The sequence below is a fragment of the Streptomyces sp. NPDC014006 genome (genome assembly GCF_043088925.1).
In the GTDB taxonomy this organism is placed as follows: Bacteria; Actinomycetota; Actinomycetes; order Streptomycetales; family Streptomycetaceae; genus Streptomyces.
The window spans coordinates 176050-196214 of the sequence record NZ_JBICAJ010000012.1; the positions used below are offsets into that span (position 1 = coordinate 176050).

Genomic DNA, 20165 nt, shown 5'->3' on the forward strand with positions numbered 1-20165 from the left:
CGAACAGGAGTCGCTGGGTGACGACGACCAACGCTCGCCACGAAGCAGAGGACCCCGGCCCCAGCGGCTACGCGGCGGCCCGGCTGCACCTCCTCACCGAGGGGGAGCAGTCCGGGCCGCCGCGCCGTGCGGCCCTGTCCCGGCTCACGGACGACTGGCTAGCGCAGCTGTTCGCGGCGGGCGCCGGTGAGCTGCGGGGGGTGTCGCTGGTCGCCGTCGGCGGGTACGGGCGCGGTGAGCTGTCCCCGCGCAGCGACCTCGACCTGCTTCTGCTGCACGACGGCGCCGACCCCAAGGCGGTCGCCGCCCTCGCCGACCGCCTCTGGTACCCGGTGTGGGACCTCGGCCTCGCCCTCGACCACTCCGTGCGCACCCCGGCCGAGGCCCGCAAGACGGCCGGGGAGGACCTGAAGGTGCAGCTGGGCCTGCTGGACGCCCGCCACCTCGCCGGCGACCTCGCCCTGACCGCCTCGCTGCGCACCGCCGTCCTCGCCGACTGGCGCAACCAGGCCCCGAGGCGCCTGCCCGAACTCCAGGAACTGTGCGCCGAACGGGCCGAACGCCACGGCGAGCTGCAGTACCTGCTGGAACCGGACCTCAAGGAGGCCCGGGGCGGCCTCAGGGACGCCACCGCCCTGCGCGCGGTCGCCGCGTCCTGGCTCGCCGACGCGCCCCGCGAGGGACTCGACGACGCCCGCCGCCGCCTCCTCGACGTCCGCGACGCCCTGCACCTGACGACCGGCCGGGCCACCGACCGGCTCTCCTTGCAGGAACAGGACCAGGTCGCCGCCGGCCTCGGCCTGCTCGACGCCGACGCCCTGCTGCGGCAGGTCTACGAGGCGGCCCGGGTCATCTCGTACGCCAGTGACGTCACCTGGCGCGAGGTGAGCCGCGTGCTGCGCTCCCGCGCGGTGCGGCCCCGGCTGCGCGCCATCCTGGGCGGTGGCAAACCGGTCGCCGAGCGCTCGCCGCTGGCCGAGGGCGTCGTCGAACAGGACGGCGAGGTGGTGCTCGCCCGTGCCGCGCGCCCCGAACGCGACCCCGTGCTCCCGCTGCGCGCCGCGGCCGCCGCCGCCCAGGCAGGCCTGCCGCTGTCGCTGCACGCCGTGCGCCGGATGGCCGCCACCGCACGCCCGCTGCCGGCGCCCTGGCCCGCCGAGGCGCGGGAACAGCTGGTCACGCTGCTCGGCTCCGGGCGCCCCACCGTGGAGGTGTGGGAGGCGCTGGAGGCCGAGGGGCTGATCACCCGGCTGCTGCCCGACTGGGAGCGGGTGCGCTGCCGGCCGCAGCGCAACGCCGTCCATGTGTGGACCGTCGACCGGCACCTGATCGAGACGGCCGTGCGCGCCTCGGAGTTCACCCGCCGGGTCGGCCGGCCCGACCTGCTGCTGGTCGCGGCCCTGCTGCACGACATCGGCAAGGGCTGGCCCGGCGACCACTCGGTGGCCGGGGAGATCATCGCCCGTGACGTCGCCGCGCGGATCGGTTTCGACCGCGCCGACGTCGCCGTACTCGCCGCCCTCGTCCGCCACCACCTGCTGCTGGTCGAGACGGCCACCCGGCGCGACCTGGACGATCCGGCCACCGTGCGGCTCGTCGCCGAGGCGGTCGGCGCGCCGTCCACGCTGGAGCTGCTGCACGCCCTGACCGAGGCGGACGCGCTGGCCACCGGCCCGGCCGCCTGGTCCTCCTGGCGCGGCTCGCTCGTCGCGGACCTGGTGCGGCGGGTGTCGGCCGTGCTCGCCGGCGACGCGCCGGACGAACCCGAGCCGGCCGCGCCCACCGCCGAGCAGGAACGGCTCGGGCTGGAGGCGGCCGCCACCGGCGGCCCCGTGCTGGCGCTGCGCGCACAGCCGGAGCCGCCCGGCGAGGAGCCGTCCGGCGATCCCGAGCCGCTCGGCGTGGAGCTGCTCATCGCCGTGCCCGACCAGCCGGGCGTGCTGCCCGCGGTGGCCGGTGTCCTCGCCGTGCACCGGCTCACCGTGCGCACCGCCGAGCTGCGCGCGCTGGACCTGCCGGACGGCGTGGACGGCTCGGTGCTGCTGCTGGACTGGCGGGTCGCGGCCGAGTACGGCTCCCTGCCGGAGGCCACCCGGCTGCGCGCCGACCTCGTCCGCGCGCTGGACGGCTCGCTGGACATCGCCTCCCGTCTCGCGGAACGCGACGCGGCCTACCCGCGCCGCCGGGGCGTCGTCCCGCCCCCGCCCCGGGTGACCGTCCACCCGGCCGCCTCCCACCTCGCCACGGTGATCGAGGTCCGCGCCCAGGACGCCCCGGGCCTGCTGTTCCGCATCGGGCGGGCGCTGGAGGACGCGGGCGTCAGGGTGCGCAGTGCGCACGTGTCGACGCTGGGTGCGAACGCGGTGGACGCGTTCTATGTCACGGATCCGGAGGGCGCGCCACTGCCCGGCGAGGAGGCCGCGGCGGTGGCGCGAAAGCTGGAGGAGACGCTGCGGGCGTGACGTCGAGGGCCCGGCATCCGTTGGCCGGTGGTGGTCCCCGCTCACGCGGGGGTGCCGTCCCCGTACGCGATGCGGCGGGCGGGGACGATTGTCTTGCGGAGCCGGATACCCTGGAAGACGCTCATACTGCCCCCGACTCCGAGGACCGACGCCGCCGTGTTCGATACTCTCTCCGATCGCCTCTCAGCGACCTTCAAGAATCTGCGCGGCAAGGGGCGTTTGAGTGAGGCGGACATCGACGCCACCGCGCGCGAGATCCGCATCGCGCTCCTCGAAGCCGACGTGGCCCTGCCCGTCGTCCGGACGTTCATCAAGAACGTCAAGGAGCGCGCCCTCGGCGCCGACGTCTCCCGGGCGCTGAACCCGGCCCAGCAGGTTCTCAAGATCGTCAACGACGAGCTCGTGACGATCCTGGGCGGCGAGACCCGGCGTCTGCGCTTCGCCAAGCAGCCGCCGACCGTGATCATGCTGGCCGGTCTCCAGGGTGCTGGTAAGACCACCCTCGCGGGCAAGCTCGGCCGGTGGCTCAAGGAGCAGGGCCACTCCCCGCTGCTGGTCGCCTGTGACCTGCAGCGTCCCAACGCCGTCAACCAGCTGAGCGTCGTCGCCGAGCGCGCCGGCGTCGCGGTGTACGCGCCGGAGCCGGGCAACGGGGTCGGCGACCCGGTCAAGGTCGCCAAGGACTCCATCGAGTTCGCCAAGTCCAAGGTCCACGACATCGTCATCGTGGACACCGCCGGCCGCCTGGGCATCGACCAGGAGATGATGCAGCAGGCCGCGGACATCCGGGACGCGGTCCGCCCCGACGAGATCCTGTTCGTCGTCGACGCGATGATCGGTCAGGACGCCGTCAACACCGCCGAGGCCTTCCGCGACGGTGTCGGCTTCGACGGCGTGGTGCTCTCCAAGCTCGACGGCGATGCCCGCGGTGGTGCCGCCCTGTCGATCCGGCAGATCACCGGCAAGCCGATCATGTTCGCGTCGAACGGCGAGAAGCTCGACGAGTTCGACGCCTTCCACCCCGACCGGATGGCCTCCCGCATCCTCGACATGGGTGACCTGCTCACCCTGATCGAGCAGGCCGAGAAGACGTTCAGCCAGGAAGAGGCCGCCAAGATGGCCTCCAAGCTGGCGTCGAAGAAGGGCCAGGACTTCACCCTGGACGACTTCCTGGCCCAGATGGAGCAGGTCAGGAAGATGGGCAGCATCAGCAAGCTGCTCGGCATGCTGCCCGGCATGGGCCAGATCAAGGACCAGATCAACAACATCGACGAGCGGGACGTCGACCGCACGGCCGCGATCATCAAGTCGATGACCCCGGCCGAGCGCCAGGACGCGACGATCATCAACGGCTCCCGTCGCGCCCGTATCGCCAAGGGTGCCGGTGTCGAGGTCAGCGCGGTGAAAAACCTCGTCGAGCGGTTCTTCGAGGCCCGCAAGATGATGTCCCGCATGGCGCAGGGCGGCGGCATGCCCGGCATGCCGGGGATCCCGGGCATGGGCGGCGGTCCCGGCCGGCAGAAGAAGCAGCAGAAGAAGGCCAAGGGCAAGCAGCGCTCCGGCAACCCGATGAAGCGCAAGCAGCAGGAGCAGGAGGAGGCCGCCCGCCGCGCGGCCGCCGCCGAGAACGGCGGCGCCTTCGGCCTGCCGGGCCAGCAGGCCGGGCAGGACTTCGAGCTGCCGGACGAGTTCAAGAAGTTCATGGGCTGACCGGCCCGCCGTACGTCCGCCGGGGGGCGCCCTTCGCCAGAGGGGCGCCCCCGGTGTCGTACACCCGCATGCTTCTGTGGCTTTCCTGTCGTAACGTCCGGTTATGGCCAACCCTGCCCCGCCGCGGAAGTCACCCGACCAGCCCTGGCGTACCGAGGGCACCCCCGAGGAGCCGCCGAAACCGCCCTCCGGCGGGCGGCGGATGGGTGGCGGCTGGTGGCGGCTGATCGTCGCCGCGCTGATCGTGTACCTGATCGCCAACCTCATCCTGTCCTTCCAGGACGAGGCGACCGAGCCGACGATCTCCTACACCGAGTTCAGCAAGCAGGTCGACGCCGGCAACGTCAGCAAGATCTACGCCAAGGGCGACGCGATCCAGGGCCAGCTGAGGAAGGCCAAGGACAACCCCGAGGGCTCCGGCACCTACACCAAGTTCAAGACGGAGCGCCCGACCTTCGCCGACGACAAGATCTGGGAGTCCCTGACCAAGCACAACGTCACGGTCACCGCGGAGCCCGTCGTCCAGCACCGCAGTTTTCTCGTCAACCTGCTGATCTCGCTGGCGCCGATGCTGCTGCTCATCGCCGTGTGGTTGTTCATCGCCCGGCGGATGCGCGCGGGGTTCGGCGGGGCCGGCGGCATGCTGGGCCGCAAGGCGCCGCCCAAACCGGTCGAGCTGGAGCCCGGGCAGCCGCGCACCACCTTCGCGGACGTGGCCGGCATCGACGAGGTCGCGGGCGAACTGAACGACGTCGTGGACTTCCTGAAGAACCCCGACGCCTACCGCCGCATGGGCGCCAAGATGCCGCGCGGCGTGCTGCTCGCGGGACCGCCCGGCACCGGCAAGACGCTGCTCGCGCGGGCCGTCGCCGGGGAGGCGGGGGTGCCGTTCTTCTCGGCGTCCGCTTCCGAGTTCATCGAGATGATCGTCGGCGTCGGCGCCTCCCGGGTGCGCGAGCTGTTCGCGGAGGCCCGCAAGGTCGCCCCGTCGATCATCTTCATCGACGAGATCGACACCATCGGCCGCGCCCGCGGCGGCGGCGCGAGCGTCGGCGGGCACGACGAGCGCGAGCAGACCCTCAACCAGATCCTGACCGAAATGGACGGCTTCTCCGGCTCGGAGGGTGTCATCGTCGTCGCCGCCACCAACCGCGCCGACGTCCTCGACCCGGCGCTCACCCGCCCCGGCCGCTTCGACCGGGTCGTCCAGGTCTCGCCCCCGGACCGGGGCGGCCGCGAGGCCATCCTGCGCATCCACACCCGTGAGATCCCGCTCGCCGGCGACGTCGACCTCGCCCAGGTCGCCAGGACCACCCCGGGCATGACCGGCGCCGAACTCGCCAACCTCGCCAAGGAAGGCGCCCTGCTCGCCGTCAAACGCGGCCGGCGGCAGGTCACCCGGTCCGACCTGTCCGACGCCCTGGAGAAGGTGCAGCTCGGCGCGGAACGCGCACTCGTCATGCCGTACGAGGAGCGGCGGCGCACCGCCTACCACGAGAGCGGGCACGCGCTGCTCGGCATGCTGCAGCCGGGCGCCGACCCGGTCCGCAAGATCACCATCGTGCCGCGCGGCCGGGCCCTCGGCGTCACGCTGTCCACGCCGGACGCGGACAAGTACGCCTACACCGAGGAGTACCTGCGCGGCCGGATCATCGGCGCCCTCGGCGGCATGGCGGCCGAGCATGTGGTCTACGACGTGATCACCACCGGGTCGGAGAGCGACCTGGAACAGGTCACCCGCATCGCCCGCGGGATGGTCTCCCGGTGGGGCATGAGCGAACGCGTCGGCCGCCTCTCCGCGCTGCCGAACGACGCCCAGCAGGCCTACGGCCTGGCCGCCGCCCCGCAGACCCTCGACGCGATCGACGAGGAGATGCGCCGGGTCGTCGACGAGTGCTACGAGGAGGCGTGCCGCAAGCTGCGCGACCACCGCGGGCAGCTGGACGCGCTGGCCGAGGCGCTGCTGGAGCGCGAGACGCTGGAGGAGGCCGACGCCTACCGCATCGCGGGCATTTCGCGGCTGACCAAGGACGAGTCCTGAGGGCCGCTCACGGCACGCGGGCTATCAGGTAGCGGAAGACGTTCGGCATCCACACGGTGCCGTCGGCCCGCCGGTGCGGGTGCAGCGCCTCGGTCAGCTCCTTGTCGACCTGCTCCTGGCCGGCGGCCGCGATCGCCGCGTCGAACAGCCCGGTCGACAGCAGACCGCGCCCCGCGCTGTCCACGTCGGCGTACCCGAAGGGGCAGGCCACACGTCCGGAACCGTCCGGGCGCAGTCCCGCCCGCTGGGCGACCTCCTCCAGGTCGTCGCGCAGGGCCGGGCGCCAGCTGCCCGGGCTGCGCAGCGGATCGGCCAGCTTCCCCGCCACCCGCAGCACGGAGGAGGTGGCGCACCGCTCCGGCGGGCCCCAGCCGGCCAGCACCACGGGGGTGCCGCGCTCGGCGACCGCCACCGCCCCGGCGAGCAGTTCGGCGAGACCGTCGGAATCGCCGGCCGTGCACCCGATGGGCTCGAACGCCGTCACCAGCGTGTACGACGGGGCCGCCCGCCGCGGGGTCTCCCGCATCAGCCGTGCGCCGCCACGCGCGCGTGCCCCGGGTGCCTCCGGCTGCAGCCGCTCGCGGGCGAGGGCCAGCCGTTCCGCGGAGTGGCACTCGACGCCGGTGACCTCCGCGCCGCGCACCGCCGCCATCAGCAGGGCCAGGCCGGAGCCGCAGCCCAGGCCCAGCAGGCGGGTGCCGGGCCCCACTTCCAGTCGCTCGTAGACGCTCTCGTAGAGCGGAACCAGCATCCGCTCCTGGATCTCCGACCAGTCACGCGCGCGTGCACACAGGTCCACGCGGGGTGTCGAGCCCACCTGGGGGAGGTGCTGCCGCACGAGCGTAGGTGTCATAGGTACGCGCCCCAATCCGCCGAGAGAAAAGCCGTGTGCCCGTCTCGCTGGAGTTGCCGGTCCTGCATGGCCCCCGTGCAGTGCGCTCGCACTGACCCCCGTATGCCAGGAAACTCCCGCCTCGGCGGTGCGTCCAGTGGAAAGCGACCGCGGGTTGAGAGTTGGCTGTTGGACTGGCTGGATTTCACCTGCGCGCAACGTGGCCCCAACAATGTCCCGCCGACGGCGGCCGGGGTGGCGCCGAGGGAGTGCGACCGACCCGGTAACGTCGCCGTCGTCGCATGCGCTGACGAAGGTGACGGGGCTCGCCGCGTGCGTGACCGAAACGGCCCTTGCGCGCCGGCGAATCCCGTGGAGCGTCCCACGTCGACATGATCTACGCGTAGGTACGTACGTACGCCTACGTCGGTCTACGCACCACCTTGATATGAGCTGTGCGGCATTTCCGCAGATCAGCGCACCCGTCCTCGTCAGGACGCATCAGTGGCAACTGACGGGTACGTGCAAATTATTTGGGATGCCCCGGAATCGGAACACAGAAGCACCCCGGCTCGTTGTCATTACGTGAGCACGACACAGACACCACCTGTTCTCGCCGCCGAGCTGGCGCAGGCGTGGGCCGACATTCAGCGGTACCACCCCGAGCTGCCGGACCTCGCCGCGCCGGAGTCACTGATCGGGGAGTCGTCGTCCGCGTGCGGGCACGAGCTCTCCTTCGAGCGACTGCTGCACGAAGCAGTCCATGGCATCGCCGCCGCGCGCGGCGTGCGCGACACATCCCGGGCCGGGCGCTACCACAACCGCAGATTCCTTGCGATCGCCGAGGAACTGGGCCTGGACCACACCGAGGAGCCGCATCCCAGCAGCGGCTTCTCGCTGGTCACGCTCAGTCCCGAGGCGAAGCGGCGCTACCGGCCCACCATCGAGCGTCTCCAGCGGGCCCTCAAGGCCCACTCGGCGGCGACCTCCTCGGGCGCCACCCGCGCCTTCCGTGGCCCGGCCGCGCGGCACGGGTCCTCGGGCGGCGGCGTCCGGGTCAAGGCGGTGTGCGACTGCGGCCGCAACGTCCGGGTCGTCCCGTCGGTCCTGGCCCAGGCACCGATCGTCTGCGGCGGCTGCGGCAAGCCGTTCCGCATCCCGGAGGTCGTGGGAGCGGCGTAACCGGGGCCGCGCGTACCGGCATCTCGTGGGTGCCGGAGCGGTCGAACAGAGGTGGGGTGCCGCCGGCCGAGACCGGCCGGCTGCGCCCCGTCACGCCGGGTTGCGCACCCGACGGCGTCACGGCGGCGCCGGGTGCCTCTTAAGCGTGCCCACGACAAGCAACCCTCGGCCGGAAGCGCCCCGCCGCGTGTGGCACAATGGCTAGCTGTACTCGACAGTCGCACAGGACCCCTCTCTCCTCCGGCTGACGCGTCCATCGGGCACTCGGGTACCGCAACCCCACGCGGCTCTCTCGCCGTGCCCAACCACGTCAAATTCAGGAGAACCCACTCCCGTGGCAGTCAAGATCAAGCTGAAGCGTCTGGGCAAGATCCGTTCGCCTCACTACCGCATCGTCGTCGCCGACTCCCGTACCCGCCGTGACGGCCGGGCCATCGAGGAGATCGGCAAGTACCACCCGACCTACAACCCGTCGGTCATGGAGGTGGACGCCGAGCGTGTGGCGTACTGGCTCTCCGTCGGCGCTCAGCCGACCGAGCCCGTGCTCGCCATCCTGAAGAAGACCGGCGACTGGCAGAAGTACAAGGGCGAGCCCGCCCCGGCTCCGCTGCTCGTCGCCGAGCCGAAGCCCGCGCGCCCGTCGTTCGAGGCCATCGGTGGCGATGACGACAGCAAGGGTGAGGCGATCACCCAGAAGAAGAAGGCTGAGAAGAAGGACGAGGCTGCGGCTGAGTCCGAGTCGACCGAGGCCTGAGCATGCTCGAGGAGGCTCTCGAGCACCTCGTGAAGGGCATCGTCGACAACCCTGACGATGTGCAGGTGGCCTCGCGCGACCTGCGCCGCGGACGTGTGCTCGAGGTCCGGGTCCACCCGGACGACCTCGGCAAGGTCATCGGCCGTAACGGCCGTACCGCACGCGCTCTGCGCACCGTCGTGGGCGCCATCGGCGGCCGCGGTGTCCGTGTCGACCTCGTCGACGTGGACCACGTCCGCTGACGCTGTGCAGCACCGGCTCGGGCCGGGGAGGGCCACTGGGCCGTCCCCGGCCCGCAGTCGTATGACAGGAGAATGAACAGGTGCAGTTGGTAGTCGCACGGATCGGCCGTGCCCACGGGATCAAGGGTGAGGTCACCGTCGAGGTACGGACCGACGAGCCGGAACGGAGGCTCGCCCCCGGCGCCGTACTCGCCACGGAGCCCGCCTCCACCGGTCCGCTGACCATCGAGTCGGGACGCGTCCACAGCGGCCGCCTCCTGCTGCGGTTCGAGGGCGTCGCCGACCGCACCGCCGCAGAGGCGCTGCGCAACACCCTCCTGATCGCCGAGATCGATCCGGACGAGCTGCCCGAGGAAGAGGACGAGTACTACGACCACCAGCTGATCGACCTGGACGTGGTCACCGAGGACGGCACCGAGGTCGGCCGGATCACCGAGATCTCCCACCTGCCCTCCCAGGACCTGTTCATCGTCGAGCGGTCCGACGGCAGCGAGGTGATGATCCCCTTCGTCGAGGAGATCGTCACCGAGATCGACCTGGCCGAGCAGAAGGCCGTCATCGCGCCCCCGCCCGGCCTGATCGACGACCGCGCCGAGATCGCCTCGTCCCGCGAAGAGTCCGGGGACGACAAGGCATGAGGCTCGACGTCGTCACGATCTTCCCCGAGTACCTCGACCCGCTGAACGTCTCCCTCGTCGGCAAGGCACGCGCGCGGGGGCAGCTGGACGTGCACCTCCACGATCTGCGGGACTGGACGTACGACCGGCACAACACCGTCGACGACACCCCGTACGGCGGCGGCCCCGGCATGGTCATGAAGACCGACCCGTGGGGCGACGCGCTCGACTCCGTGCTCGCCGACGGCTACGAGAGCGGCTCCCGTGAGCCCGCGCTCATCGTGCCCACTCCCAGCGGCCGGCCCTTCACCCAGGAACTCGCCGTCCACCTCTCCGAACGGCCCTGGCTGATCTTCACCCCGGCCCGCTACGAGGGCATCGACCGCCGCGTCATCGACGAGTACGCCACCCGCATGCCCGTGTACGAGGTGTCCATCGGCGACTATGTCCTCGCCGGCGGGGAAGCCGCCGTCCTCGTCGTCACCGAGGCCGTTGCCCGGCTGCTGCCGGGGGTCCTCGGCAACGCCGAGTCCCACCGCGACGACTCCTTCGCGCCCGGCGCCATGGCCAACCTGCTGGAAGGCCCCGTCTACACCAAGCCGCCCGCCTGGCGCGGCCGGGAGATCCCCGAGGTGCTCCTGAGCGGCCACCACGGGAAGATCGCCCGCTGGCGCCGCGACGAGGCACTGCGGCGCACGACGGCCAACAGGCCCGACCTGATCGAGCGGTGCGACCCGAAGGCCTTCGACAAGAAGGACCGCGAGATGCTGTCGATCCTGGGCTGGGAGCCCGACCCCGAGGGCGAGCCGTACGGCCGATTTTGGCGCCGGGCGACCGGCGTGGAAGAATAGACCGCTGCTGTCCGTCCGTCCGGCGTGCGCCCCTGCCACAGGGGGACAGGACGTCCGCTCCGACCCGGGCAGCTTCCCATTGAAAGATCTAGATGCCGTTGATGACCTGTGGCATCAGCGAAGAAAGCAGACGAAATGTCGCACCTGCTCGACTCCGTCGACTCCGCGTCGCTGCGCAGCGACGTCCCGGCCTTCCGCCCGGGTGACACCGTCAACGTCCACGTCCGCGTCATCGAGGGCAACCGCTCCCGTGTGCAGCAGTTCAAGGGCGTGGTGATCCGCCGCCAGGGTGCCGGCGTGCGCGAGACCTTCACGGTCCGCAAGGTCTCCTTCTCCGTCGGCGTCGAGCGCACCTTCCCGGTGCACACCCCGATCGTGGAGAAGATCGAGCTCGTCACCCGCGGTGACGTGCGTCGCGCCAAGCTCTACTACCTGCGCGAGCTGCGCGGCAAGGCGGCGAAGATCAAGGAGAAGCGCGACAGCTGAGCGCTTTCCCGGGGTCACAGCGGGGCCGGATAGCATTCGGCCCCGATGGACACCGAAGCACAGCCCACGGAGCGCGACCGCTCCTCCGAACCCGCAGCGGCGGGTGGGGAGGGACGGTCGCGTTTCGCGTTGGCTGACCGGATCGCCGCGTGGCTCCCCGGCGGTCGTATCAGCCTGACCCTGCTCGTCTGCCTGGTCTTTTCGCTGCTCCTCAACGTTTTCGTGGTGCGGCCGTTCCAGATTCCTTCCGGTTCCATGGAACCGGGGTTGAGGATCGGGGACAGGGTTCTCGTAAATGAGTTGGCATACCGTTTCGGAGCCGAGCCGCGGCGCGGGGACGTCGTCGTGTTCGACGGCGGCGACTCCTTCGGGGACGGTGACTACGTCAAGCGCGTCGTCGGTGTGGGGGGAGACCACGTGGTCTGCTGCGACCAGGAGGGGAGGATCCGGGTGAACGGCCGGTCGGTCGAGGAGTCGGCGTTCCTGTACCCCGGGGACAGCCCGTCCACGGTGACCTTCGACGTCGTGGTGCCCGACGGCCACCTGTTCGTGCTCGGCGACCACCGCGGCGACTCCAGCGACTCCCGTGACCATCTCGGCTCGCCGGGCGGCGGCATGGTGCCGGCCGGCGACGTCATCGGGCGGGCGGACTGGATCGTATGGCCCCTGGGGCATGCGACCCGGCTGGAGCGGCCGGGGGCGTACGCGCGTGTGCCGGAGGCCGCCGGCGGTGCGCTGGGCGCCAGCGGTGGTGCCGGCGGTACGGGGGGCGTCCATGGGTAACCGTGGTCGGCGGCGGGGTGCCGCCGGTGGGGGAGCGGACGATCCGCTGCCCACGGGGTCTCGGCGCGCCTCCGCTCCCAGCGGTGCGCCTGCCGGAGGTGGCCGCACGCGTGCGGAGCGGCGCAGGCTCCAGCGCAAGGTCAAGCGCAAGCGCCGGCGCAGTGCTGTGAAGGAGATCCCCCTCCTGGTGGGGGTCGCCGTGCTGATCGCGCTGGTGCTGAAGACCTTCCTCGTCCAGGCGTTCGTGATCCCGTCCGGCTCCATGGAGCAGACGATCCGCATCGGCGACCGGGTTCTGGTCGACAAGTTCACCCCGTGGTTCGGATCCAAGCCCGAGCGCGGGGACGTCGTGGTGTTCAAGGACCCGGGCGGCTGGCTGAAGGACGAGCAGACGACGGTCAAGAAGAACGACCCGGTCGTGGTGAAGCAGGTCAAAGAGGGGCTGACGTTCATCGGACTGCTGCCGTCGGACAACGAGAAGGACCTCATCAAGCGGGTGGTCGGGGTCGGTGGGGACCATGTGAAGTGCTGTGACGCCCAGGGGCGGATCACCGTCAACGGCGTTCCCCTGAACGAGGACTATCTGAACCCGGGCGACACCCCCTCCGACACGCCTTTCGACGTCACCGTTCCGCAGGGGCGGCTGTGGGTGATGGGTGACCACCGGTCCAACTCCGCGGACTCCCGCTCGCACCAGGGCACCGACTACGGCGGTACGGTCTCCGAGGACGAGGTGGTGGGACGGGCCATGGTCATCGCCTGGCCCCTCGGCCACTGGAGCACCCTGGACGAACCGTCGGCGTACGCGTCCGTGCACGACGCCGCCGGGGCCGACGTGGCGGGCGGGGCCGACGCGGAGGTGTCCGGGTCGGCCACGGCCGGCTCGCTGTCGCATAGGGTTGCCTCCGGTGATCCGGTGGATCACAAGGAAATGCTCCAGCTCCCGACCCCTGCGGAACTCCCGCTCGTTATGGGAGTGGTGGGCCTGCGTCGCGCACGGGGCAGGCAGCGACACAGAGTGAGGAGTTGGCGTGGGGGATGTGGCGGTTGGCGCTCGGTCCGGACACGACGGCGAGGAACACCGCGGACGCCCCGGGGAGTCCGCAGCCTCGACCGCGGACGGCGCCGTGACTTCGAGGACTGCAGGGAATGACCCCGACGTGATGGAGGACGGCGCGGTGCCGGGCGAGGCAGGGCGGACGGTGTCACGGGGTTCGGCGGCAGGGGCTGCCGGGCCGAGGAAGCCGCGCTCCTTCTGGAAGGAACTGCCGATCCTCATCGGGATCGCGCTCGTGCTGGCGCTGCTCATCAAGACGTTCCTGGTGCAGGCGTTCTCCATCCCGTCGGCGTCGATGCAGAACACGCTGCAGGAGGGTGACCGGGTCCTCGTCGACAAGCTGACGCCGTGGTTCGGTTCCGAGCCCGAGCGCGGCGAGGTCGTCGTCTTCCACGACCCGGACAACTGGCTGGCCGGGGAGGCGACCACCGACCCCAACGCCGTGCAGAAGGTGCTCAGCTGGATCGGTCTGATGCCGTCGGCCGAGGAGAAGGACCTGATCAAGCGGGTCATCGGGGTCGGCGGTGACACCGTGGAGTGCAAGGGCACCGGGCCGCTCACGGTCAACGGCCATGCGCTGAACGAGCAGGACTACGTCTACGCCGGGAACACGCCGTGCTCCGACGACCCGGGTGGCGGGACGTTCAAGGTGAAGGTGCCCAAGGGCTACATCTGGGTCATGGGTGACCACCGGCAGGACTCGAAGGACTCGCGCTACAACCAGAACGACAGGCACCACGGCATGGTCCCGGTGAAGGACGTCGTGGGCCGCGCGATCGTCAAGGCGTGGCCGATCAACCGGTGGGGGACGCTGCCCGTGCCGGACACGTTCGGTCAGACGGGGCTGGACAAGCCGTCCTCTGCGGCCGCGGTCCTGCCCGCGGCGCCGGACGCGGTGGTGCTGGCGGGTGTGGTGCCGGTGGCTCTGTGGCGGCGTCGTCGGCCTTGAGGGTCTTCCGGCCGCCGTTCGTCCGCGGGTGAGCGCCGGCTGGTCGCGCAGCTCCCCGCGCCCATGGACGCCTGCGGCGGCCCGCGAGGCCGGGCCGTGCCTCCCACCGCCCGCCGGCGCCGGACCGGGCCAGGTGGGATCTCCCCGCCCGGCGGAGCCCACGGTAGGGTGCGGGGCCATGGGTGAGCGCATACGTGGTGGCGGCAAGGTGGGGCAGCGGGTCTCCGGGCTTGCCGTCGCGCTGGGGATGGTGCTGTTCCTGGGCGGGTTCGTCTGGGGCGCGGTCGTGTACCGGCCGTACACCGTGCCGACCCCCTCGATGACGCCGACGATCGACGTCGGTGACCGGGTGCTGGCCCATCGTGTCGACGGCGGCGACGTGCGCCGCGGTGACGTCGTCGTGTTCAACGACAAGTCGTGGGTGTCGAACGCCCCCGTGGTCAAGCGCGTGGTCGCGGTCGGCGGTGACACCGTCGCCTGCTGCACCCACGGCAAGCTGACCGTCAACGGCAAGCAGATCGACGAGCCGTATCTGGCCGCGGGCACCCCCGCCGAGATCATGAACTTCCCGAAGGTGACGGTCCCCAAGGGCCGGCTGTTCCTGCTCGGCGACGAGCGCCAGGGCTCGCTGGACTCCACCGCCCACCTCACCGACGCGGCCCGCGGCACGGTCGACGAGAGCGCCGTGACCGCGCGGGTCGACGCCGTCGTATGGCCCATGAAGGGCATGCTGGCCCGCCCCACCGGTTTCGAGCCGCTCGGCGCGCTGTCCGAGCCGGGGCCGCTGCGCTCCGTCGTCACCGTGATCGTCGCGGGCGCCGTGCTGGTGCTAGCGGGCGGGGCCTACGGGCCGATCGCCAAGCGGGCGTCGCGCCGGTCCCGCCCCGCTGCGCGGACGGAGCCCGCCGGTGTCCGTTGAGGGTGCGCTGCGCAAGGTCGCGCGGGTGGTCCTGCTCGACCCCGAGGACCGGGTTCTGCTGCTGCACGGCCATGAGCCGGACGATCCGGCCGACGACTGGTGGTTCACGCCCGGCGGCGGCCTGGAGGGCGAGGAGACCCGTGAGGAGGCCGCGCTGCGGGAACTCGCCGAGGAGACGGGCATCACCGAGGTCGACCTGGGCCCGGTGCTGTGGCGGCGCACCTGCTCGTTCCCGTTCGCGGGCCGCCGCTGGGACCAGGACGAGTGGTACTACCTGGCCCGTACGACGACGACGGCGACCCGGGCACTGGCGCTGACGGAGCTGGAACGGCGCAGCGTCGCGGGAGCGAGGTGGTGGTCCTGTGCGGAACTGACCGGGACGCATGAGACGGTGTATCCGACCAGACTCGCCGAGCTGTTGCGCACTCTGCTCGACGAAGGCCCCCCGGGCCGGCCCGTGACCCTGGAGACGGAAATCGTCTAGGGGCGCGCGCGACTGGCGCACAATGGTGGGACCGCACGGCTGAAGGGGAACATGCCATGAGCGCCGAGGACCTCGAGAAGTACGAGACCGAGATGGAGCTCAAGCTCTACCGGGAGTACCGCGACGTCGTCGGTCTGTTCAAATACGTGATCGAGACCGAGCGGCGCTTCTACCTGACCAATGACTACGAGATGCAGGTGCACTCGGTCCAGGGTGAGGTGTTCTTCGAGGTGACGATGGCGGATGCCTGGGTCTGGGACATGTACCGGCCGGCCCGCTTCGTCAAACAGGTCCGCGTCCTCACGTTCAAGGACGTGAACATCGAAGAGCTCAACAAGAGCGATCTGGAGCTGCCCGGCAGCTGATGCCGCCGGTTGTGTCACCCGTGTGGGTGGCCATGTTTTCCACAAGCGGTCAGCCGTCCACCAAGATCCACTTCCTGATGGCGGGTGCGTGATCGTTGGCGCCGGAGGTGGTGCCGACATGAACGCACGCAGTGCCCTCGGCAGGTACGGAGAGACCCTGGCCGCCCGGCGGCTGACCGAGACCGGTCTCGCGGTCCTGGAGCGCAACTGGCGGGCCGGACGGTCCGGAGAGATCGACATCGTGGCGCGGGACGGCGACGTCCTGGTCGTCTGCGAGGTGAAGACCCGCAGGGACGGCTCCTTCGAGCATCCGATGTCCGCCGTCACCCCGGAGAAGGCCGAGCGGCTGCGCGCGCTGGCGCAGCGGTGGATCCAGGCCCACGGAGGGGCCCCACCGGGCGGTGTCCGCATCGACCTCGTCGGGGTGGTCCTGCCACGGCGGGGCGCACCGGTTGTCGAGCATGTGCGGGGGGTGGCCTGACATGGGCTTCGCGCGTACGTGTTCCGTGGCCCTGGTCGGTGTCGAGGGCGTCGTCGTGGAGGTCCAGGCCGACCTCGAACCGGGCGTCGCCGCGTTCACCCTGGTCGGCCTCCCGGACAAGAGCCTGACGGAGAGCCGCGACCGGGTGCGGGCGGCGGTGGTGAACAGCGGGGCCGAGTGGCCGCAGAAGAAGCTCACCGTGGGGCTCTCGCCCGCCTCGGTGCCGAAGGCGGGCAGCGGGTTCGACCTGGCCGTCGCCTGCGCCGTCCTCGGGGCCGCCGAGCGGATCGATCCCCGGGTGCTCTCGGACATCGTGATGATCGGCGAGCTGGGGCTGGACGGGCGGGTGCGGCCGGTGCGGGGCATCCTGCCCGCCGTCCTCGCCGCCGCCGACGCGGGGTACGAACAGGTGGTCGTCCCGGAATGCGCGGCCGCCGAGGCGTCGCTGGTACCGGGAGTGTCGGTCCTCGGCGTGCGCACCCTGCGCCAGCTGATCGCCGTCCTGACCGACGAGCCCGTCCCGGAGGAGGAGCCCGACGAACTGGGGCGGCCCGATCCGCTGCTGGCCGGCCTGCGCATGCCGGGCACCGGCGCGGCCACCGGCATGCACAGCATCGGAGCGGCCCAGCAGGACACCGGTCACGACCTCGCCGACGTCGTCGGCCAGATCTCGGCGCGTACGGCGGTGGAAGTGGCCGCGGCCGGCGGGCACCACCTGTTCCTCGAGGGGCCGCCCGGAGCGGGCAAGACCATGCTCGCCGAGCGGCTGCCCGCCGTCCTGCCCCGGCTGACCCGGCAGGAGTCGCTGGAGGTCACGGCCGTGCACTCGGTGGCCGGGCTGCTGCCGCCGGGCAAGCCGCTGATCGACGTCGCGCCCTACTGCGCCCCGCACCACTCGGCCACCATGCAGTCCCTCGTCGGCGGCGGCGCGAACATCGCCCGGCCCGGCGCGGTCTCCCTCGCCCACCGGGGCGTGCTGTTCCTGGACGAGACCCCCGAGTTCAGCGGCCAGGCGCTCGACGCGCTGCGGCAGCCGCTGGAGTCGGGGCACGTCGTGATCGCGCGCAGTACCGGCGTGGTGCGCTTCCCGGCGAGGTTCCTGATGGTGCTCGCGGCCAACCCGTGCCCCTGCGGGCGTTTCTCGCTCAGGGACAGCCTGTGCGACTGCCCGCCGTCGGTGATCCGCCGCTACCAGGCGAGGATCTCCGGTCCGCTGCTCGACCGGGTCGACCTGCGGGTGGAGGTGGACCCGGTGGGCCGGGCCGAACTCGCGCAGCGCGGTCCCGGTGGTGAGTCGACGGCGACGGTCGCCGGGCGGGTCCGGGCGGCCCGCGAGCGGGCGGCGGCCCGGCTGGAGGGCACCCCGTGGCGCACCAACAGCGAGGTACCCGGCCGGGAGCTGCGCACCCGCTGGCACGCCGTGCCGGGGGCCCTGGACGACGCCGAACGCAGCCTGGAGCGCGGGGTCCTCACGGCCCGCGGGCTGGACCGCGTGCTGCGGGTCGCCTGGACGGTCGCCGACCTCGTCGGCCACGACCGGCCCGACGCGACCGACGTGGCCCTGGCGCTGCAACTGCGCACCGGCGTTCCGCGTGGGGTCCCGATGGCCATCGGAGCGCTCGCATGACCGGCGGCCCCGGACCGGCCGAGGAACTGCTCGGCCGGGTCTTCCTCACCCGCGTCGTCGAGCCGGGGGAGGAGGCCGGAGGGCGGTGGGTGCGCGAGTTCGGGGTGGGCGAGGTCGTGCGGCGGCTGCGGGCCGGGGGACCGGCGCTTCCCGGGGTGAGCGCACAGCGCTGGGCCGGGCTGCTGGCCCGCGCCGGGCGGGCCGAGCCGGAGGCTGACCTCGCCGCCGCGCAGGCCGCCGGCGTGCGGTTCGTGGCGCCCGGCAGCTCCGAGTGGCCCGGGCAGCTCGACGACCTGGGGGACGCCCGCCCGCTCGGGCTGTGGGTGCGCGGCCGGCCCAGCCTGCGCATGTGGGCGCTGAAGTCCGTCGCCGTCGTCGGCGCCCGCGCCTGCACCGAGTACGGCGCCCACATGGCGGCCACCCTCGCCGCCGCCCTCGCCGAGCGGGGCTGGGTCGTCGTCTCCGGCGGCGCATACGGCATCGACGGCGCCGCCCACCGCGGGGCCCTCGGCGCGGGCGGCGCCACCGTCGCCGTCCTGGCCTGCGGCGTCGACCGGCCCTACCCGCGCGGACACACCGAGCTGATCAACCGGATCGCCGACCAGGGGCTGGTGGTCGGTGAGCTGCCGCCCGGCGACCATCCGACACCGAGCCGGTTCATCCTGCGCAACCGGGTCATCGCCGCCCTGACCCGGGGCAGTGTGGTCGTCGAGGCGGCGTACCGCAGCGGCTCGCTCGTCACCGCGCGGGCCGCGCAGCGCCTCGGCCGTCACACGATAGGAGTACCCGGGCCCGCCACCAGCGGTCTGTCGGCCGGAGTGCACGAACTGCTGCGCGGCGGCGCGACCCTGGTGACCGACGCGGCGGAGGTCGTCGAACTGATCGGCGACATCGGCGAGCTGGCTCCGGAGCGGCGCGGCCCGGTGCTCCCGAGGGATCTGCTGGCCCCGGGCGCCCGCCGGGTCCTGGCGGCGCTGCCCGGCCGCCGCGGAGCCCGCGCGTCCGACATCGCGCGCGACGCGCAGACCAGCCAGGACGACGCGATCGCGAGACTGTACGAACTCAGAGCCCTCGGTTACGTCGAACGACACGGCGACGACTGGAAGTTGACACGCCAGGCCGTGGTGGCCGCCAGAGGCGCTCGCTCACCTGGCTGACGGCGTTCGTTCGGCCGTCCGGGGGAAGCCCGAAGCCCAGGGAAATTCCGGCGAGTTGGCGCCCGGGCAGAGCGCGCGCGGTGACTGCCGCGCTCCGCCGGGGCGCCCAGCGGAACGTATCTGCGGATCCTCCGGGACGCCTTCTTCGCACACCGCGATCCTTCAGTCACGCTACGCTCACAAGAATCGGCGACGACACCCCCACATTCACGCGTACGGCACAGCAGAACGGCACAAGGCGACGAATGCCCCAGCACACTTCCGGGTCCGACCGGGCGGCGATCCCCTCAGCCGCCCGTGACGGTGGCAGCGTGCGGCCGCCCGCTCCCTCGACGCTCGACGAGCTCTGGCGGTCGTACAAGGCGACCGGAGACGAACGGCTGCGGGAGCAGCTGATCCTGCACTACTCGCCGCTGGTCAAATACGTGGCGGGCCGGGTGAGCGTGGGCCTGCCACCCAATGTGGAGCAGGCCGACTTCGTCTCCTCCGGGGTGTTCGGGCTGATCGACGCGATCGAGAAGTTCGACATCGACCGGGAGATCAAGTTCGAGACGTACGCGATCACCCGGATCCGCGGCGCCATGATCGACGAGCTGCGGGCGCTGGACTGGATCCCGCGCTCGGTGCGGCAGAAGGCGCGCAACGTCGAGCGGGCCTACGCCACGCTGGAGGCACGCCTGCGGCGCACCCCCAGCGAGCAGGAGGTCGCCGCGGAACTGGGCATCGCGGTGGAGGAACTGCACGCCGTTTTCAGCCAGTTGTCGCTGGCCAACGTCGTGGCGCTGGAGGAACTGCTGCACGTCGGCGGGGAGAGCGGCGACCGGCTGAGCCTGATGGACACGCTGGAGGACACCGCCGCCGACAACCCGGTGGAGGTCGCCGAGGACCGGGAGCTGCGGCGGTTCCTCGCGCGGGCGATCAACACGCTGCCCGAGCGGGAGAAGACCGTGGTCACGCTGTACTACTACGAGGGCCTGACGCTGGCGGAGATCGGCAACGTGCTCGGGGTGACCGAGAGCCGGGTCAGCCAGATCCACACCAAGTCGGTGCTCCAGCTGCGTGCGAAGCTGGCCAGTTTCGGGCGCTGAGCGCCGGCGAGCGGCCCGGGCCGGCAGGGGAGCGGGCCTGGCGAGTGACTCCCGTCCCGGGTGGCGCGTCCGTAAAGT

At 71.9% G+C, this 20165-nt stretch carries 20 protein-coding genes; 19 read left to right on the top strand and 1 reads right to left on the bottom strand.

Annotation, left to right across the window (positions count from 1 at the left end; all coding sequences use genetic code 11):
• The first annotated feature begins 17 nt into the window (after window positions 1-17).
• The 3 genes from ACF1GV_RS33490 (at window position 18) to ftsH (ending at window position 6213) form a co-directional block, all read left to right on the top strand.
• A complete protein-coding gene (locus ACF1GV_RS33490) occupies window positions 18-2462 on the top strand; it encodes a [protein-PII] uridylyltransferase (protein ID WP_391688399.1) in 2445 nt (814 codons plus the stop codon).
• 156 nt (window positions 2463-2618) lie between these two features.
• On the top strand, window positions 2619-4172 hold the full coding sequence (ffh, locus tag ACF1GV_RS33495) for a signal recognition particle protein (RefSeq protein WP_391688402.1): 1554 nt from the start codon (window positions 2619-2621) through the stop codon (window positions 4170-4172).
• 103 nt (window positions 4173-4275) lie between these two features.
• Window positions 4276-6213 (top strand): ATP-dependent zinc metalloprotease FtsH, encoded by a 1938-nt coding sequence (gene ftsH, locus ACF1GV_RS33500; protein ID WP_391688405.1) that lies wholly within the window; start codon window positions 4276-4278, stop codon window positions 6211-6213.
• A gap of 7 nt (window positions 6214-6220) precedes the next feature.
• On the opposite strand, the gene ACF1GV_RS33505 is transcribed toward ftsH, so the two are convergent.
• Window positions 6221-7066, bottom strand: a complete 846-nt coding sequence (locus ACF1GV_RS33505) for an SAM-dependent methyltransferase (RefSeq protein WP_391688407.1) — start codon at window positions 7064-7066, stop codon at window positions 6221-6223.
• A 564-nt stretch (window positions 7067-7630) separates the two neighbouring features.
• Between ACF1GV_RS33505 and ACF1GV_RS33510 the strand changes: the two genes are divergently transcribed.
• The 16 genes from ACF1GV_RS33510 (at window position 7631) to whiG (ending at window position 20087) form a co-directional block, all read left to right on the top strand.
• The gene (locus tag ACF1GV_RS33510) at window positions 7631-8227 is read left to right on the top strand and encodes a hypothetical protein (protein ID WP_391688409.1); all 597 of its coding nucleotides are present in this window, start codon (window positions 7631-7633) and stop codon (window positions 8225-8227) included.
• Window positions 8228-8561: 334 nt separating this feature from the next.
• Window positions 8562-8981 carry a 30S ribosomal protein S16 gene (gene rpsP, locus ACF1GV_RS33515; RefSeq protein ID WP_391688412.1) on the top strand — a complete coding sequence of 140 codons (420 nt, stop codon included), beginning with the start codon at window positions 8562-8564 and terminating at the stop codon, window positions 8979-8981.
• A 2-nt stretch (window positions 8982-8983) separates the two neighbouring features.
• Entirely contained in the window at window positions 8984-9223 is a 240-nt protein-coding gene (locus tag ACF1GV_RS33520; RefSeq protein WP_005479813.1) for an RNA-binding protein, read from the top strand.
• An 80-nt stretch (window positions 9224-9303) separates the two neighbouring features.
• On the top strand, window positions 9304-9861 hold the full coding sequence (rimM, locus tag ACF1GV_RS33525; RefSeq protein ID WP_391688415.1) for a ribosome maturation factor RimM: 558 nt from the start codon (window positions 9304-9306) through the stop codon (window positions 9859-9861).
• On the top strand, window positions 9858-10691 hold the full coding sequence (gene trmD, locus ACF1GV_RS33530; protein WP_391688418.1) for a tRNA (guanosine(37)-N1)-methyltransferase TrmD: 834 nt from the start codon (window positions 9858-9860) through the stop codon (window positions 10689-10691). Before rimM ends, trmD begins: the two co-directional genes overlap by 4 nt.
• Before the next feature lie 135 nt (window positions 10692-10826).
• Window positions 10827-11177 carry a 50S ribosomal protein L19 gene (rplS, locus tag ACF1GV_RS33535; RefSeq protein ID WP_030866123.1) on the top strand — a complete coding sequence of 117 codons (351 nt, stop codon included), beginning with the start codon at window positions 10827-10829 and terminating at the stop codon, window positions 11175-11177.
• Between the two features lie 45 nt (window positions 11178-11222).
• Window positions 11223-11960, top strand: coding sequence for a signal peptidase I (lepB, locus tag ACF1GV_RS33540; protein ID WP_391688422.1), 738 nt, complete (start codon window positions 11223-11225; stop codon window positions 11958-11960).
• A complete protein-coding gene (lepB, locus tag ACF1GV_RS33545; protein ID WP_391688424.1) occupies window positions 11953-13113 on the top strand; it encodes a signal peptidase I in 1161 nt (386 codons plus the stop codon). The genes lepB (ACF1GV_RS33540) and lepB (ACF1GV_RS33545) overlap by 8 nt, the downstream gene beginning before the upstream one ends.
• A complete protein-coding gene (gene lepB / locus ACF1GV_RS33550; RefSeq protein WP_391688427.1) occupies window positions 13001-13966 on the top strand; it encodes a signal peptidase I in 966 nt (321 codons plus the stop codon). Before lepB (ACF1GV_RS33545) ends, lepB (ACF1GV_RS33550) begins: the two co-directional genes overlap by 113 nt.
• A gap of 178 nt (window positions 13967-14144) precedes the next feature.
• Window positions 14145-14885: a signal peptidase I gene (gene lepB / locus ACF1GV_RS33555; protein WP_391688430.1), complete on the top strand. Its 741-nt coding sequence runs from the start codon at window positions 14145-14147 to the stop codon at window positions 14883-14885.
• Window positions 14875-15369, top strand: coding sequence for an NUDIX hydrolase (locus tag ACF1GV_RS33560; RefSeq protein ID WP_363266583.1), 495 nt, complete (start codon window positions 14875-14877; stop codon window positions 15367-15369). Before lepB (ACF1GV_RS33555) ends, ACF1GV_RS33560 begins: the two co-directional genes overlap by 11 nt.
• Window positions 15370-15425: 56 nt before the next feature.
• The gene (locus ACF1GV_RS33565; RefSeq protein ID WP_006139554.1) at window positions 15426-15734 is read left to right on the top strand and encodes a DUF2469 domain-containing protein; all 309 of its coding nucleotides are present in this window, start codon (window positions 15426-15428) and stop codon (window positions 15732-15734) included.
• A 118-nt stretch (window positions 15735-15852) separates the two neighbouring features.
• Window positions 15853-16215: a YraN family protein gene (locus ACF1GV_RS33570; RefSeq protein ID WP_391688434.1), complete on the top strand. Its 363-nt coding sequence runs from the start codon at window positions 15853-15855 to the stop codon at window positions 16213-16215.
• A gap of 1 nt (window position 16216) precedes the next feature.
• Window positions 16217-17842, top strand: coding sequence for a YifB family Mg chelatase-like AAA ATPase (locus ACF1GV_RS33575; protein ID WP_391688437.1), 1626 nt, complete (start codon window positions 16217-16219; stop codon window positions 17840-17842).
• Window positions 17839-18999, top strand: a complete 1161-nt coding sequence (gene dprA / locus ACF1GV_RS33580; protein ID WP_391688439.1) for a DNA-processing protein DprA — start codon at window positions 17839-17841, stop codon at window positions 18997-18999. Before ACF1GV_RS33575 ends, dprA begins: the two co-directional genes overlap by 4 nt.
• A gap of 245 nt (window positions 19000-19244) precedes the next feature.
• Window positions 19245-20087, top strand: coding sequence for an RNA polymerase sigma factor WhiG (gene whiG / locus ACF1GV_RS33585; RefSeq protein ID WP_391688442.1), 843 nt, complete (start codon window positions 19245-19247; stop codon window positions 20085-20087).
• The last annotated feature ends 78 nt before the right edge of the window (window positions 20088-20165 follow it).

Bases quoted from the DNA above. Each gene is read 5' to 3' on its own strand.
- ftsH (WP_391688405.1), top strand. From the start codon at position 4,276: ATGGCCAACCCTGCCCCGCCGCGGAAGTCACCCGACCAGCCCTGGCGT.
- ACF1GV_RS33520 (WP_005479813.1), top strand. From the start codon at position 8,984: ATGCTCGAGGAGGCTCTCGAGCACCTCGTGAAGGGCATCGTCGACAAC.
- ACF1GV_RS33575 (WP_391688437.1), top strand. From the start codon at position 16,217: ATGGGCTTCGCGCGTACGTGTTCCGTGGCCCTGGTCGGTGTCGAGGGC.
- whiG (WP_391688442.1), top strand. From the start codon at position 19,245: ATGCCCCAGCACACTTCCGGGTCCGACCGGGCGGCGATCCCCTCAGCC.
- rplS (WP_030866123.1), top strand. From the start codon at position 10,827: ATGTCGCACCTGCTCGACTCCGTCGACTCCGCGTCGCTGCGCAGCGAC.
- lepB (WP_391688424.1), top strand. From the start codon at position 11,953: ATGGGTAACCGTGGTCGGCGGCGGGGTGCCGCCGGTGGGGGAGCGGAC.
- ACF1GV_RS33565 (WP_006139554.1), top strand. From the start codon at position 15,426: ATGAGCGCCGAGGACCTCGAGAAGTACGAGACCGAGATGGAGCTCAAG.
- ACF1GV_RS33570 (WP_391688434.1), top strand. From the start codon at position 15,853: ATGAACGCACGCAGTGCCCTCGGCAGGTACGGAGAGACCCTGGCCGCC.
- ACF1GV_RS33505 (WP_391688407.1), bottom strand. From the start codon at position 7,066: ATGACACCTACGCTCGTGCGGCAGCACCTCCCCCAGGTGGGCTCGACA.
- trmD (WP_391688418.1), top strand. From the start codon at position 9,858: ATGAGGCTCGACGTCGTCACGATCTTCCCCGAGTACCTCGACCCGCTG.
- lepB (WP_391688430.1), top strand. From the start codon at position 14,145: ATGGGTGAGCGCATACGTGGTGGCGGCAAGGTGGGGCAGCGGGTCTCC.
- dprA (WP_391688439.1), top strand. From the start codon at position 17,839: ATGACCGGCGGCCCCGGACCGGCCGAGGAACTGCTCGGCCGGGTCTTC.
- lepB (WP_391688422.1), top strand. From the start codon at position 11,223: ATGGACACCGAAGCACAGCCCACGGAGCGCGACCGCTCCTCCGAACCC.